The 15,450-nt window shown below is 31.1% G+C and carries 15 protein-coding genes; all 15 read right to left on the bottom strand.

Annotated elements, in window-relative coordinates; genetic code table 11:
- Window positions 1-224: 224 nt before the first annotated feature.
- Window positions 225-1,280 carry a glycosyltransferase family 2 protein gene (locus tag CLPA_RS08650; RefSeq protein ID WP_003443900.1) on the bottom strand — a complete coding sequence of 352 codons (1,056 nt, stop codon included), beginning with the start codon at window positions 1,278-1,280 and terminating at the stop codon, window positions 225-227.
- A gap of 40 nt (window positions 1,281-1,320) precedes the next feature.
- Window positions 1,321-1,440, bottom strand: coding sequence for a YjfB family protein (locus CLPA_RS21685; RefSeq protein ID WP_257786248.1), 120 nt, complete (start codon window positions 1,438-1,440; stop codon window positions 1,321-1,323).
- Window positions 1,441-2,200: 760 nt separating this feature from the next.
- Window positions 2,201-3,058 carry a Shedu immune nuclease family protein gene (locus CLPA_RS08640; protein ID WP_003443895.1) on the bottom strand — a complete coding sequence of 286 codons (858 nt, stop codon included), beginning with the start codon at window positions 3,056-3,058 and terminating at the stop codon, window positions 2,201-2,203.
- Window positions 3,059-4,007: 949 nt separating this feature from the next.
- The gene (locus CLPA_RS21905) at window positions 4,008-5,489 is read right to left on the bottom strand and encodes a flagellin N-terminal helical domain-containing protein (RefSeq protein ID WP_003443892.1); all 1,482 of its coding nucleotides are present in this window, start codon (window positions 5,487-5,489) and stop codon (window positions 4,008-4,010) included.
- Window positions 5,490-5,673: 184 nt separating this feature from the next.
- Entirely contained in the window at window positions 5,674-6,030 is a 357-nt protein-coding gene (locus tag CLPA_RS08630) for a four helix bundle protein (protein ID WP_003443889.1), read from the bottom strand.
- Between the two features lie 255 nt (window positions 6,031-6,285).
- Window positions 6,286-7,845: a hypothetical protein gene (locus CLPA_RS08625; protein ID WP_003443886.1), complete on the bottom strand. Its 1,560-nt coding sequence runs from the start codon at window positions 7,843-7,845 to the stop codon at window positions 6,286-6,288.
- 231 nt (window positions 7,846-8,076) lie between these two features.
- Window positions 8,077-8,418 (bottom strand): flagellar protein FliT, encoded by a 342-nt coding sequence (locus CLPA_RS08620; protein WP_003443883.1) that lies wholly within the window; start codon window positions 8,416-8,418, stop codon window positions 8,077-8,079.
- 137 nt (window positions 8,419-8,555) lie between these two features.
- Complete coding sequence (fliD, locus tag CLPA_RS08615) at window positions 8,556-10,208, bottom strand: flagellar filament capping protein FliD (RefSeq protein WP_003443880.1); 1,653 nt, start codon at window positions 10,206-10,208, stop codon at window positions 8,556-8,558.
- A 208-nt stretch (window positions 10,209-10,416) separates the two neighbouring features.
- Complete coding sequence (fliS, locus tag CLPA_RS08610; RefSeq protein WP_003443868.1) at window positions 10,417-10,803, bottom strand: flagellar export chaperone FliS; 387 nt, start codon at window positions 10,801-10,803, stop codon at window positions 10,417-10,419.
- A gap of 11 nt (window positions 10,804-10,814) precedes the next feature.
- Window positions 10,815-11,105: a hypothetical protein gene (locus tag CLPA_RS08605; protein ID WP_003443865.1), complete on the bottom strand. Its 291-nt coding sequence runs from the start codon at window positions 11,103-11,105 to the stop codon at window positions 10,815-10,817.
- Window positions 11,106-11,276: 171 nt separating this feature from the next.
- Window positions 11,277-11,642, bottom strand: a complete 366-nt coding sequence (locus tag CLPA_RS08600; protein ID WP_003443862.1) for a flagellar protein FlaG — start codon at window positions 11,640-11,642, stop codon at window positions 11,277-11,279.
- A gap of 95 nt (window positions 11,643-11,737) precedes the next feature.
- Window positions 11,738-11,953 (bottom strand): carbon storage regulator CsrA, encoded by a 216-nt coding sequence (csrA, locus tag CLPA_RS08595; protein ID WP_003443859.1) that lies wholly within the window; start codon window positions 11,951-11,953, stop codon window positions 11,738-11,740.
- A gap of 4 nt (window positions 11,954-11,957) precedes the next feature.
- Window positions 11,958-12,383 (bottom strand): flagellar assembly protein FliW, encoded by a 426-nt coding sequence (fliW, locus tag CLPA_RS08590; RefSeq protein ID WP_003443856.1) that lies wholly within the window; start codon window positions 12,381-12,383, stop codon window positions 11,958-11,960.
- A gap of 225 nt (window positions 12,384-12,608) precedes the next feature.
- Window positions 12,609-13,586: a flagellar hook-associated protein FlgL gene (flgL, locus tag CLPA_RS08585; protein WP_003443853.1), complete on the bottom strand. Its 978-nt coding sequence runs from the start codon at window positions 13,584-13,586 to the stop codon at window positions 12,609-12,611.
- Between the two features lie 33 nt (window positions 13,587-13,619).
- A complete protein-coding gene (gene flgK / locus CLPA_RS08580) occupies window positions 13,620-15,440 on the bottom strand; it encodes a flagellar hook-associated protein FlgK (RefSeq protein WP_003443850.1) in 1,821 nt (606 codons plus the stop codon).
- Window positions 15,441-15,450: the final 10 nt, after the last annotated feature.

Genomic DNA, 15,450 nt, shown 5'->3' with positions numbered 1-15,450 from the left:
TACTTACTAATTATGATATATGCTTAAGCCATCAAAAAACCTTAAAGAAGCGCCACCGAAATGACGATTCTCTCTTTTTATTATCTTGTCTTAATTTTCTATTATTTACTGTGTTCACTCCGTTCACAACCCCTTGGGGTCTTTGTGAACGGAGTGAACTTGCTACATTTTTATCCCTCCAATATATAATTTTAATAAACTTAATAGTATACATAAGTATCCACTTAATTCAGCTGTGCTTTAATCCTATTCCTTGCTGGCTCATAATCCCCACACATCTTATAATATTCCATCGCTTTTTCTCCAAAACCCAGCACATCATATATAACCCCTACATTATAGTATGAAATATATGTAGTTATTCCTTCTACCTTAGAATATGGAAATTTAGTACACTCTAAAAAGCACTTTATTGCCTGTGTAAATTTAGCATTATTCATATATATTAATCCCAAAAGGAAATGAAAATCTGGTAGTTTTGAGTAGACCTCAAGGCAATTCTCTAAAATAAGAGACTCCGAGTACCTACCATTATTAATCAGAGAATATCCATAGGTTTCTACTAAGTCCTCCACATATTCTAATTTGAAATCTAACTGAAAAGATAACGCCTTTTCAAAATATAAGGCAGAAGTTTTATAATCCTTCAACATATAATAGGACTTACCTAATTGAAAATAAAGATACGGATCTTCTGAGTCATTTTTCACTGCTACTTTTAATAAACCTATATTCCTTTTAAGTTTATCTGTTCTATTTAATGCTTCCTCTGTATAACCCAAATGATCTACAGTTATATCTATGATCTCTGTTTCATAGGTTTTACCATCCAAAGCTATAAGCTGCTCATGAATTATTCCTTCATAATGAAAATAATTTCTGTTAAAAAGTCTATTTACCCTTTCAGTATACTTCTTATTACCGTTAGAATCCTCCATTATATTAATTCTCTGAATTCTACCTACCTTATTTTTATTTAAAGAGTTTTTTATAAATTTATCTATATTATCTCTAAAAAAATCTGTAACAAACTCATCTGCATCTAACACAAGTATCCAATCCTTTGAAGCTTTACATATAGAGAAATTTCTAGCTTTTGAGAAATCATTACACCACTTAAAGTCATAAATTTCATCTGTAAATTGTGATGCGATAATCTTTGTATTATCAATAGAACCTGTATCTACTATAATTATTTCGTCTACAAAAGCAGCTACTTTGGATAAGCAACTTTTAAGATTTTTTTCTTCATTTTTAACTATCATACATAAAGATAACATATTTAACCTCTATAATTTCTTATTTCTCATTCATATAATGCTATACCCTTGCATCCAAATGTTGCCCTAGATTAGGGTCTACTGCAACATTCTTCATCATTTCCGTCATTTGAGCAGCAGTTTCATTCCCTGTATCCATTGCCATCTTCATTACTGATATATCAGCTGACTATTGTACTTTTGATCGGCTCATTATTGTTGATAATGCTGCTATATCCATGATTATCACTCGAATACTTATTGTATTTTATAAGATTTGTAAAATATAAGCATCTAAGAGTTTTAATGATATTAATTTTATTCTTATAAAAAGAATTATTTACATAGAGTATTTATTTTTAAATCACTTACTTTATTTCCCAGGTCACAGTTACTCTTGTGACCTGATAACGTAACCCCTCATGTGTTATGGCAGTAAGGTGATACTAATACGCAGATTTATCGAGTTTATTAAACCGACAGGTGACAGTCACCATAGTGGGAATCGAAGAGTCTCACTTGCTATTAACGTTGTTCTAGTTTTCACGAAAAAGCCTCCCTTACCTGATGTTCTAATTTATTCTTATCAATAAAATCATCCAATATATTTGTCCAATTATGTCTTATATTATAATTATCGCAGTATTTAAATAATTCTTTAATAAGAGTATAATTTTAATAATTACTGACTCAATTTAAAAGTAATTAGGATTACATATAACAATCGTCCATCTAGGAGATAACTGGAAGTTGTCTCCTAGATGGACTGACCCTGTTGTAATTTTAAGCTTCAATTTCTATTACTTTTACTATTTTTCCCAAGTCACAGTTACCCTTGCGAGGGAGGAACAACTGAGCTTGCTAGGGAATTTATTAGTGGATCTATTGAATTTATAATAATTGCTTTGTTATTTTATTGCTTATGATAATTCTTATATCTTTTAGTCAAACTTTCTTTCGATTTCATCATCTGTAACAGTAACTTTTGCCAAAATATTAGTAGCTTTTTCTTTATATGTTTTAGCATCATATTTGGAATTATACATTAATGGATATCCTCGTCTCCAACGATCTATTTGATAATCCTGAGCAATTAGTTTTTTTGTATTTTCTGTACCAATATCTAAATATTCTGGTTTTACAGATGCAAATATACTTGTGTCAAGATTATCTGGAACATGTTTAACTTTAAATCCTCCCTTCCAATGAGATAAAACCATTTTATTTATAGATACCTCCAAATGCTTATACATTGATATAATACTATCATAAGTCATTACTTTAACGTCATCATTACTCTTCTGTGCAAACATGTTTATTTTTTCCTCAGTATTCTTATCACTATTTCTTCCTATAATTAATACATATTTTATTCTTATTGGTGTATATTTTATTGGCAATTTTAGTTTAGTTATTTTTTTTAATACACATTCTTTATTTTGTTCTATGTAATTTTTCCATGAAGTAATTTGATCATAAGCATGATTGAACTCATTATGAAAATAAGTATTATTTTTATTATTTGTAAATATTTTTTTATGAGAATCTTCTAACTCAATTAAAACTAAATTCCAATAGTCTGTACACTTAGTCATATATGCAAAATCTGTTATATAACTATCCGAAAGTTTAAACTTCGATATAACACTATTAAAATGTAAGGCATGCCCTAATAAAAATGGTGTTGGTATTAATTGTGAATAAGTTTCAATAAATTCTTGTATATCATTCTCTTTTGTATTTACATCGTCTAGCATTTTTTTGAACTCTGTTATTAATTTTTCTTTTTCATCATACATTTATATTCCCATCATACTTTCTATATATTATTTTGCTTTCCTCAAAAACATCTCAATCTATATTGAATTTACTTAACTTATATTTTGAAGCATTTTTCTTTCAATAACTTTAATTAGTTAATTTAATACCTTTTCTATTAAATATACTATAATTTCATGCTTATATATCTTTTAATAATATATACTAAACTGTATATTTACCAATATAAACTTATTATAACATTTTTATTCTAATTTTCATCAATTCTTCAACTATAAAATATCAACTTTATATCAAATAAAAAGCCTTACTGTAGATTGTCAAGAAATTTTTATTGTAAATCAACACCTTTTAATACATCTCATGAATTTATCTGAAATATTTTATGAAAATAAATATAAAACTATGACATTTTAAAATATTAAAGCAATAACAAAGAAGCCAGAGTTTTCACCCTGACTCCTCCTAATTATTCTTACTAAATTCTCAATTATCTCAATAATTGAAGAACCTGTTGAGGTTGTTGATTTGCTTGCGTTTCATCAATGACCTTTCAATCATTGCCAGACTATATCTTCACCCATAATCAATTTATGCTTAAGATTGATAGGAATTTTTTAACTTTCCACTATCGACTCTCAACTTTCAACTGTCTTCTGGGGTTGGGCACTTCGGGAAACCTCATCCCTACGAGTTTCATCACCATACAAATTTTTAAATGATAGTAATGTTTTTAACTGTCAACTATCCACTATCAATTGTCAACTGCTTAGGTGGTATACTCTAGTCGTTGAACCTTCTCCAACCTTTCGATCCAGGAGCTTGGCTGCTGATTATCCAATCTGTTTGCTTTTCAATCCTTCACGCCTGTCCTTTCGAACTTCGTTGTAGAGAAACATCTTAAGGAAGTTCCAGCAATTCACCCAATGTGTGCTTAAAGATTACTCTTTAAGAGACCCTCAAATAATCCTACCTAAGAAGTTGTAAAACCTGCTGTGGTTGATTATTTGCTTGAGCCAACATAGCTTGAGCAGCTTGAGAAAGAATATTGTTTTTTGAGAATGTTGACATTTCTTTTGCCATATCAACGTCTCTTATTCTTGATTCAGATGCTGTCAAGTTTTCTGATGAAGTTCCTAAGTTAGCTATTGTGTGCTCTAATCTATTTGAATAAGCACCAAGTTTACTTCTTTCTTCTGAAACCTTTGTAATTGCATTGTTTATTGTTTCTATTGCTGTATTTGCAGATTCTTGAGTAGAAACATCAATACCTGCCGCTGCAATAGCTTCTTTATTTATACTACCATCATCATTAAATGTAGTAATACTTGATTGTTGTGTTGCCAATGTTATAGTAGATGCAGTTGAAGCACTACTTGATCCATCAAGGCTTATTGATAATCCTTTAAATTTATCATCTGTAAAAGTTGCAGTTGCTGCATTATCTTTAACTATTACTTTACCAGTATTTAAACCTTCAGTAGCTGTTAATAAAACTTCATCAGCAGCTAAACCATCTGTAGAAGCAACAACTCCAGTACTAGTAGATACAGCAGAAGCATCTCCAGTTGCAACAAATACACTACCATATCCGGCTGCACTTAATGCATCATTAATAGCATCCTCTGTCCAATCTCCAGCAGTTGTACTTCCAGTTAATGTAATTGTTTTATTTGCTGAATCAGCTGTAGCTGCAATAGTTGATGAACCTGATGTTGAAAAGCTAAATTTCCAACCATTGTAATCTGAAGTGTTGTTTTTAGTACTAATTGTAGTACCTGTTAATCCTGTATCAGCAGCAGCCCAAGTTGCAACTGCAGCAGTATCACTAGCAGAAATTGTAACTGTTTTACCATCCACTACTGATGTACCTTTAGCACCACTTAATGCAACTCCAGTTACATCAGTTGCTCCAGATGCTAATGTAGCATTTAACTTGCTTCCAGAAACTCCCAAACTTTGTGCATCCATTGCTGAAATTTTCAAATTAATATTTTGACCTTTATTTGCTCCTATTTGGAAAGTATCATCCAATCCACCAGCAAGCAAATTTTGAGTATTGAACTCTGTTGTATTTGATATTCTAGTTATTTCTTTTGCAAGTTCATCAGTTTCAGCCTGGATTTTTGCTCTATCATCATCTGTATTAGTATCAGTAGCTGATTGAACTGCTAATTCTCTCATTCTTTGAAGAATGCTGTGAGTTTCATTTAATGCACCTTCAGCAGTTTGTATTAATGATATACCATCTTGAGCATTGCTTGAAGCTTGATCAAGACCTCTAATTTGTCCTCTCATTTTTTCAGATATAGCCAATCCTGCTGCGTCATCTGCTGCACCATTAATTCTAAGACCTGAAGATAATTTTTGCATTGATTTAGATGCATTACCAGAGTTAATGTTCATGTTTCTTAAAGCATTATTTGCCATTAAATTGTGATTAATTATCATAATATGTTACCTCCCTGATTTTTAACGGACATCCTTGTCCTTTTTTTTGATTTATAGATAAATCCTTCATTTAACTTGCAATTGTTGGTTGTTAGTTAAGATGAAAGTTTACTAGCATTAATGAGTTGAAAGTTGATAGTGGACAGTTGAAAGTTAGCTATATAGGTAAAATATTAACACATCTCTAATTTACTTTTTCTTTTGTTGTTTTAACTATAGATATAAGCATTTTATTTAACTCTTTACAATCATTTATAATTGATTCTGATAGTTTTGAATCTAAATAATCAGTAGCTTTAAGAAGATTTAGCCAATAATCTGTTTCTGAAGCTTCTTTTAAAGCTATATTCATTTTCATTAGAAAATCCCGTTTACTTGACGCCTGTATTGCTTCTTTTGTATTAGCACCTATACTAGTTCCTGATCTCAAAACTTGTTTTGAAAGAGTATATTCATTTTTTTCTTTACATAAATACCTATATAAATTAACTATTCTTATAGCAAATTCAAAAGCCTTATTATAAACTAAACTTTCTTTCAATTTTCAACCTCCTAAATATAATAATATATCTGCATTCTTAACAGATTAATTGACATTTAGTCAGATGAAAATATTTATTATTTAAAATTTGTTTTTATCAACTTTATACTTATTACATCGCACTATTTTTTTATTACTTTATAGGTTATAAAAAATTTTTTTTAAGTTTTTTTCTTAAACTTTCACTCTTAATTCTTAACTGTTAATTGGTTGTGTTTTAACTATCCACTCTCCACTTTCAACTATCCACTAGTTCTAAACCCAAATCATAAATATCTCTTTCCCCTCAACAACCACTCTATCACTCTTAAACTTCTTACCTTTATTAAAATCATATATAACTAAATAACCCTTATTAAGTCCCTGGATTTCAAGATAATCACAAAGTTGTTTAAGTCCTTTTTTATGATATTCTTCCCCATGCCATATTTTAAGTTCTGCTACATATTTATATTTGTCATAGGTAACAACTACATCCAGTCTTTTTTCTTGTGATATTTGAACTTCTTTAAAATCAAAACCTATGCCATTTATTATTGGCTTTATAAAGGCTAAAAATAATAATCTTCCTTCTCTTTCAATAAATTTTGAATCTTTATCTGAGTACTGTTCTTTCATAAATTGCTGATATTTTAAAAGTATTTTTTCAAAATCAAGCTCATTATTATATTTAATAAAATTATCTCTAAAATTATATCTGCTTATATCTCCTTTTGATTCTGTTTTAGAAATCATATAGTTATATATTATCTGCTCATAAATTCTGTTGTGGATATATACTTTATTATCTTCTTCTTTAAAAATACCATATATAACTCCTAAGTTAATTATTGGATTTAAAATGTTAAAAACTCTAATATCACCTTTAACAGTTATATAATATACCTGCTCATATAACTCTCTATTATTTTCTAGATTTTTTACTAAGTCATCAAATAAAGTATTATTTTCTTTTAAAATAAGTTTCACAGCTTCAACAACATGGTTTTCCGTCCATTCCTTTTCATGTTCCTTTAAAAGCTTTTCATCTATTATCTGACATAATCTGCTTACTAAGAAAGGATATCCACTGGTATAATAATAAAGTTTATTGGCTATTGTTTCTGTATCCATTGAAATACCAGTTTCCTGTACATATTGTTTAAGCATAGTTTCTATTTCAACTGGCTTAAAATTCATATCTACTTCAAAGTTTACCGCTATGTTCCAGGGACTATTGTATTTTTTTTCTTCTTTCGGACGTAATTTTAATTTTAAATTTTTAACATCATATACACCTGCTAATATTACACTATGGAAAGTATAATCTAATCCCTGTTCTTTTAATAAAAATTTATTTCTAAGTACTCCTAAAAAGCTCAAAAAAAGTTGATTATTACTACTTTTATCAACTTCATCTATAAAAAGAATGACTTCTTTATCTGAATTCATTACAAATTCTGTGATTCCTTCTGAAACTTCTTCTAAACTTTTTAAGTTCTTACCTAATTTTTCTAATTCACTTGCTTTTTCCTTATTAGTAAATCTCAGTGTTTTTGAAAATATACTTAATATTTTACTGCTGAATATCTGTTCATTTTCGAATATCGTATCCCCTATACCTTCAAAACTTGAACGAATAACTAAATATTTCTTTTGCAGTCTTTTAGATAATTCTGATAATATAGTTGTCTTTCCATACTGACGTGGTCTATTTATAATGAAATATTCCCCTCTAAAAACCATTTTTTCAACTTCATCTATTTTATTATCTATATTAACCATAAAATGCTTATGAGGAATGCAAACACCGGTAGTATTGAAGCGTTTTCTCATGATAAACCCTCCCAAAATCTAGTTAGTTTTTTATAATTATAGCACAGATTTCATTTTAGTGGAGAGTTGAAAGTGGATAGTGGACAGTTCAAAAAATAACAAAGTTCAAAGATTAAAGAACAAATAATGTGAATTTTCTTCCTGCGTCAGAAAATTTTTATATTTCATTTTGCCCAAGAGGCAAAATTACATTATTTGAACTCTGTTCTTTGAACTTTATTCTTTGAATAATTATATTTTCTTACTAAACACCTGTGACTTACCATACAGATTTTTATTATAGCTATTGTTGGCATTTCTTGACATTGCCATCTTTTCCATTTCCATTAATAACTTTTCCTTTTTTTCTGTCATTACATACTTTAATCTTTTTTCAATTTCAGGCAGTTCAATTTCAGTTGTTATTAAATTAAACTCCTTTTTTGAACAGTTTAATTGTCCTATCTCTTCTAAAATGCTCTGTCTTTTCTTCATAAATTCATCTATATCATCTAATTTATCGCAGTAGAGATTGTTTATAAGCTCTATAGTGATATTTTTATAATAATCTAAATACTGTTTTAATGTATTCATTTTAGTTCTCCAATCTGTAAAAACAGTGGAAAGTTGAAAGTGGATAGTGGAGAGTCATTATTAATTTTTTAACTTTCAACTATCCACTCTCCACTGTCAACTAAATAAAAAATGTTTTCCAATTTTTTATTTCATTATTACATTCCGTATTGTGAAAGCATTGACTGTTGTGCATTCATCTGGGTCAAAGCCGTTTCTAATGCTGAAAACTGTTGATAATATTTTTCCTGTTTATCACTAAAATCAGAGTTAAGTTTTTTAATCAATAGTGTTTGTCTATACAGTTGATCTGGAAGGGTATTAGTTCCTGAACTTCCATAGATACTATAATCTCCTTGATAGTTTGCATACTTTGTAAGTATGGCACTATTTAAAGTGGTTCCTGTATAACCCACATTGTCAACAAATATACTGCTAAGTCTCTGAAATATTCCGCTTTCATTAAATTTAGTTGTTTTATCCGTAGAATCTGAAATATTAGTAAATAATTTTAGTATTTGATCACCATGTTCAGCTATAGCCGCTTTAAATTTTTGTTCATCAACAATAGTTATCTTTCCACCTTCTGTTATATCACTGGAGGTATCTAGTCCTATAGAGTTACTGCCATATTTCCCAAAACTTAAACCTGTATTAGAAACTGCTGTGGTAAAGGCACTTCTCATAGATGTAAGAAGACTTTGAAGATTTTCATCATTTCTAAGTATGCCAGTTTTAGCTTTTGTTTCCCAATCGGTAATTTGGGAAGCACTCATACTAGACCTCTGTGCATCTGTTAATGGTGGATAATCATAACTTTTCTTCTCACTTAATTTAGTCTGAATTTTATCTACTATAGCATTATATTTATCTAAAAAATCATTTATTTTATCATAAACCTTTTGAGTGTTTTGAGTTATAGTAAAAGTTGTGCTTTTCCCTTCATCTGCTCCTTGTGCACTTTGTAAATTATAAGTAATTCCATCTATTGTAAAATTATTAGTCGATTTTGTTACTGTTACTGCAATTCCACCTGGCGGTGTTATTTTTACGACAGCATCCTCACCTGTACCACTACTACCAGTTGTTATTCCTAAAGCCGTAAGTGATGATCCTGAATCATTAGAAACAGTTATATTTTGTGCACTTCCTGTATTTGCAGTCTGTATGGTAAATTTCCCTGTTAATTGACTAAAAGATGCCATTACTGCCCCAGATGTAGCATTTGAAATATTGTTAATAACATCACTTAATTTATCTGTACTATTTACTGTAATAGTTTTTGTAGTCCCATTATATGTTATGTCAAAAGTGCCAGTAGATCCTGACATTCCCAAATCTTTCATAGTACTAGATAAACTTGCATCTCCACTACTTGATGATACCTTATCTGTAGTTGATACAGAAGCCGTTGCCGCCAAATGACCATCTGTAAAATCCACCTTATAAGTTCCAGTCTGAGAACTAACTCCAGGTGTAACTGACAAAACCGTTGAATCAGCTACACTAGAGTCAAATCCAGCATAATTACTAGAAGACAAAATATTATTAGCACTATCCAAAGAATTAAAATACGTATTCTGCAAATCCTTTATATCCTTAATAATATCCTGATAAGCTTCCTGTTTCCATTGTATTGTCTGCTGATCCTGTTTTGCCTTATCAATTTTATTCTGCTCAGCTACCAGCATTTTTTTAACTATAGCATCTACATCAAGACCAGATGCCATACCCGTTATTCTTATCATACTTCCGCCGCCAGCTCCGGTCATACCGGTAGTTGTGGTGGAAGTTGAAGATATATCACTCATAAAACTCTCTCCTTTCATTTCTTCAGTTGAGAGTTGACAGTGGATAGTGAACAGTTATGGATAATTTTTCTACGCTTTGCTACGAAAAATTTCTAATTTAATTTAAGATTTTTAGCACAGCTAAAAATCCTCCTACACTTTCAACTTTCCACTATCAACTATCAACTCAAATCTTTGAACTTTGTTCTTTGATCTCTTAACTTTATATTTAAGCTTTTCCTTTAGAAACCTTATAAGCTTCTCTCCAAGTATCCCTTACATCTTCAATAAAAGGCATAACTTCATCCAAAGTTGCTACACTTTTCTTCATGTTAGCATCTGCAAGTTTGTCCACTATAAACTGATAGAGGGCTCTTAAACTTTCTCCCCATTCTCCAGCTTTTGAAACATCTAAGGATACTATAAGCTCATAGAATATATCTTGAGTTTTAACTAAATTCATATGTGCTTCCTGTATATTTTTATTTAATAATGCTTGTTTTGCTTTACCGGCAAATTTAACTGCACCATCTAATAGCATTATTAGCAATTGCTCTTTTGAAGCAAAATTAACACTATTATTTTTGTAAGTATTATAGGCATTAGCTGCGTACATGATACTACCTCCTATTTTTTTGTATCTAAATATATGCCGATATCTTCCAGGCTAACCTTGCCATCTTTAAAAGCTTCCACTTCTAAGTCTTCACTTTTAGTAGCCTGGACAATAATTTTCTTTTTACCCTTTTTAATCTTTGACATTATCTGTTCAAATTTATCATTTCTACTATTATCGTCCTTATCAAAGCGAACTTTATTTATTTTTACATTGCCATTACTGTGAACTTTACCTTCTTGTCTTTTTTCATTAATTCTCTGTCTAATTTCCATGTCAATTTTATTTATTTTAAATTCCATAGAAACACCCCCGAAAATGCAGTTGAAAGTTGACAGTGGATAGTGGACAGTTATGGATAATTTTTCTACGCTTTGCTACGAAAAATTTAAAATTTAGTTAAAGATTTTTAGCACAGCTAAAAATCTTCCTTAACTTTCAACTGTCCACTATCCACTATCCACTGTTTTTAATTAAGCTTTCTTATCCATCATAATCCCTATAGCATCATAAAAGTTTTCCATAGCTTCTACCACCTGTTTAGCTGGTATTTGGGTGACAACTTCATCGGTTTTTGTGTCTATTATCTTTATTACGGCACTCCACATTCCCTTATGGGCTTCATATTCTACACGGGTACTGTCTTCATCTAAGAGTTTACTCATTTTTTCCACTACATTTTCCACCTGTGCTTTTGTAACGGGTTTGCTTTCAACAGAGCTTTGTGTACTGCTGCTATTATCATTTACATTGGTATTTACATTTTTTTCACTACTGATAGTTGTTTGAGACAATCCTGAAGCTGCTAGTCTTCCTTGACTAATTCCATTAACATCCATATCATTACACCTCTATTTACTCAGGTATCTTCAAAGAAATAAACAGTCATGTATACTAATAGCTTTCACTTTACTATTTCTTATCTACACCTAAACTATTTTTTAATATTCTTTAAAATTGATTTTTCAAAAACTACCGCATTTTTATTTTCTTCCTCTACTTCCTTGTAGAGCTCACCACGAAGGATCACTACCTCCTTAGGGGCATCTATGGCAATTTTTACAGAGCCATCATCTATTTTTATAATTTTAACTTCTATATTATCTCCTATAATTATGGATTCACCTTTTTTTCTTGTAATTACAAGCACCAAATCACTCCTTAAATAGAGGATATTTTATTTCATATTTTTCATCATTCAATATTATTTGTTCCCCTAATCTATCCTTTATATTTATCACTATGGGAGCTTTTAAATTAGAAGTTATTTTTTTTACATCTGAACTCAAAGTAACTGTATTAAAGATTAACACATCTTTCTCTTCCTTTATGTTTAAATCCTCAAGTACAGCATCACTCAGTTCTATTTCATAGTCCTTTTCTACATTAAAAGGTGATGTAACTATAAAACCTATACTATTGTTTTCTATAGAATGAAGTACACTGAAAAGATTATTCTCCTCTACGGGAAACATTATAAACTTCTTTAAATTCTGAAAACCCGGCATTCCCTTTTTAAAATGTATTACTTCCCCTTCACTGTATTCAATTGTTCCATGATATTTTGTCTTAAGCTCCATAAAATTCACCCTTCACTTTGTTAAGTTGATAGTGGATAGTTGACAGTTGATAGTTAAAATCAGTTAAGAGTGAAAAGTGAAAAATTAAGAGTTTATGATGCTTTTTCTCCGCTATGCTATGAAAAAACCTTTAAAATTAATTATCTAGTTGTTCTATTTTTTCGCAGTGCAGCGGAGAAAAAATATCTTTAACTTTTCACTCTCAACTCTTAACTCTCAACTGGTTTATCTAAGGTAGTCCAAAAGAGTAGGCTGTATTACTCTTGCGCTTGTTTGAAGAGAGGCAAGGTACACTGTCTGGGCAGTGGCATACTCCATGGTTTTTTGAGTTATGTCTATGTCCTCTGTCTTAGATAAAATTGTAGTTAGATTCTGTGACTCTGTTGTGTTATTATCCAAGGCATCTTTCATTCTGTTTTCTTTGGCTCCCACCTCTGAACGAAGTTTTAGCACATTGTTAGCTGCAGCCTGTATACCTGCTAAATCATCTGTAGTCAAAAGACTTATAGGACTGGTACTTCCTTCTGCTGGAGTTGATCCATCTGCATTTTTTCCATCCAGATGATTTACAATGTTCTGAAGTAAGTTTCTTAAATCCTCAGTAGAATCACCATTTTTATATTCTAATACATCCTGAGCTGACACACTGTAGTCTATAGTAACTCCTTGAGATATTTCTGTGTACAATTTCTTGTCTATCATATTCAGTTCTGCAGAACTAGCATTATAATCAAGTTTTGTATTTCCGTTTGAATCCGTAACTGCTGCTAATGGTTTTGTAGTGGCTCTACTACCACCAAATATATACTTACCATCGAAGTTAGTGTTTAATGTTTGAGAAAGTCCGCTTATTACCTGATTTATTTCATCTTTTACAGATTGTCTTTCATTATCACTAAAACCTGCATTACCAGTGGAAACTAAGAGTTCATTTATCCTTGAAAGTGCATTTCCCACCTGTCCTAAAGTCGTATCTGTTGTACTTAACCAATTAGACGCATCTTTTATATTGCTGTTATATTGATTATTTGCATCAAGCTGAGTATTCAGCTGCATGGATCTTGCTGCTATAAAGGGATCGTCAGATGCTTTGCTTATAACCTTTCCGGAAGTCATTTGCTGCTGTATTTTCTGCATATTTTGAAGATTGTTCTGCATATCTGATAAAAAGTTGCTAGTTAACATATTATTTGTTATTCTCATGTTTTCACCTCTCATATTCTAAGGATATATCTATCATTTTTTAAGTCCATTAATTACCACATCCAAAAGCTCATCTACAGTAGATATAACTTTTGCATTTGCCTGATAGGCATGTTGATATTGAATTAAATTAGCCATTTCTTCATCAATGGATACTCCGGAAACAGAAGCCCTTGACTGCTGAAAACTTTGAAGGAGAGTAGTTTGATTTTTAATTACTCTTTCAGCTTCCTGTCCCTGCACTGCCAATTTATTTACAACATCTTTAAAGTAACCTTCTAAAGTAGTTCCATTGGCACTATTTTGAACTGTCATAACTCCGTTATCATCTGCTGAAAAATTGGTTATAAAGTCACTTCTTGATGTATTTGAATTGATATTCTGTATGGTAATGAGTTTGTCTCTAAGCTGAGCTATAGCAAGAGCTCTATTTCCATCCCCATCACCATCTACAGATGTATCTCCAGTGGTACTGGCCTTGATTTTAGTAGGATCATCTAAAATTTCTTTATTTACAGTAATATTACCTGCTGTTATTTCACTTTCGCTGTCAAGTACTGAGGATAAATTTCCACCGGTTAAAACTGAGTTTCCATTACTATCCGTTGTATAGACAGCTGTATCACCATTTACAAAGAACGGCAAATCATCTGAAGAAGCATCTGCTGTATTACTACCACTATGCACCGCATTAACCGTAAAAGCTAAGGCCTTTGCTATATTATTTAATTGATCTATATAGGTATCAATATCCGCTTGTACAGACATAGCTCCTTTAATATTGCCGCTGCTTGGTGTAAATAGATTGAGATTTGAAAAAGCTAATGGAGTATCTACTGTAGTTGTTCCCAAAGCCGTTCCATCAGCATTTATAGCAATTCCATCACTATTTGCCCAAAGTACTCTGTTTTCATCTAATTGTTTTGCCTCATCTGCAGTCATAGAAACATATACTTCCATTTTATTACTATCACTAGTGGTATCGCCATTTTTATAGTAGGTAACCTTGTATTCACCAGAAATCTTGTTACCATCACTATCCACAGCTGGTTCAATGGCACTTACATAGGAAAACCTTTTTACATTTGTATTATCTACTGATTTTACAAGAGCTGTATCACTAATGTTTCCTGAATCCACAGGCTTTAAATCTATTCCATCATAGCTTTTCTTATCTATGTTAATATTAAAATTCTCACTTAGCTGATCAAGAAGCAGATCTCTTTTATCCATAAGATCATTTGGTTCACTGCCTGAAACTTTAACTCTGGTTATCTGCTGATTAAGAGAATCTATCTGATCAAATATGCTGTTAACCTCAACAACCTGCTGATTTAAATAGGACTGAGAATCCGCTTTAAGGTTTTGCAGCTGACTATAAGTATGATTTAATTCTCCTGTAAGAGCCACAGATTGCTGAGCTACTAAAGTTTTAGCACTGGAGGTCTGAGCCTGAGTTGAAAGAGACTGCCAGGAATTAAAAACTTTTCCCATTAAAGTAGATATACTTGTATCTGAAAGTCCGTTAAATATACTTTCTACCTGAGTTAAGTAATTATCTCTAGTTTCATAAGTTCCCTTAGTACTTGTCTCATTTCTGATCTGATAATCTAAAAAATCATCTCTTACTCTCTGTATCGCTGATACGAAAGCACCAGTCCCCACCTGACCTGCACCAATTGCGTTATTAACGGAAGGCATGTCATAAGGCCTGGTAGCTTCTATAATTGCCCTCTGTCTTGTATAACCCTCTGTGTTGGCATTGGCTATATTGTGAGAAGTAACGTCAATAGCCTTTTGCTGTGCGGACATACCACTGGTTCCAATATTCAATGTTGAAAATAATCCTGCCATTATTACACCT

Source organism: Clostridium pasteurianum DSM 525 = ATCC 6013, from assembly GCF_000807255.1.
In the GTDB taxonomy this organism is placed as follows: Bacteria; Bacillota; Clostridia; order Clostridiales; family Clostridiaceae; genus Clostridium_I; species Clostridium_I pasteurianum.
Note: the sequence above shows the minus strand (reverse complement) of the source record. Positions and strands in the feature narration are given on the sequence as shown.

Coding starts and splice junctions, on each gene's coding strand:
- fliS (WP_003443868.1), bottom strand. CDS start 10,803: ATGTACGCAGCTAATGCCTATAATACTTACAAAAATAATAGTGTTAAT.
- flgL (WP_003443853.1), bottom strand. CDS start 13,586: ATGAGAATAACAAATAATATGTTAACTAGCAACTTTTTATCAGATATG.
- CLPA_RS08605 (WP_003443865.1), bottom strand. CDS start 11,105: ATGGAATTTAAAATAAATAAAATTGACATGGAAATTAGACAGAGAATT.
- CLPA_RS21905 (WP_003443892.1), bottom strand. CDS start 5,489: ATGATAATTAATCACAATTTAATGGCAAATAATGCTTTAAGAAACATG.
- fliD (WP_003443880.1), bottom strand. CDS start 10,208: ATGAGTGATATATCTTCAACTTCCACCACAACTACCGGTATGACCGGA.
- CLPA_RS08640 (WP_003443895.1), bottom strand. CDS start 3,058: ATGTATGATGAAAAAGAAAAATTAATAACAGAGTTCAAAAAAATGCTA.
- CLPA_RS08600 (WP_003443862.1), bottom strand. CDS start 11,642: ATGGATGTTAATGGAATTAGTCAAGGAAGACTAGCAGCTTCAGGATTG.
- CLPA_RS08625 (WP_003443886.1), bottom strand. CDS start 7,845: ATGAGAAAACGCTTCAATACTACCGGTGTTTGCATTCCTCATAAGCAT.
- fliW (WP_003443856.1), bottom strand. CDS start 12,383: ATGGAGCTTAAGACAAAATATCATGGAACAATTGAATACAGTGAAGGG.
- CLPA_RS08650 (WP_003443900.1), bottom strand. CDS start 1,280: ATGTTATCTTTATGTATGATAGTTAAAAATGAAGAAAAAAATCTTAAA.
- flgK (WP_003443850.1), bottom strand. CDS start 15,440: ATGGCAGGATTATTTTCAACATTGAATATTGGAACCAGTGGTATGTCC.
- CLPA_RS08620 (WP_003443883.1), bottom strand. CDS start 8,418: ATGAATACATTAAAACAGTATTTAGATTATTATAAAAATATCACTATA.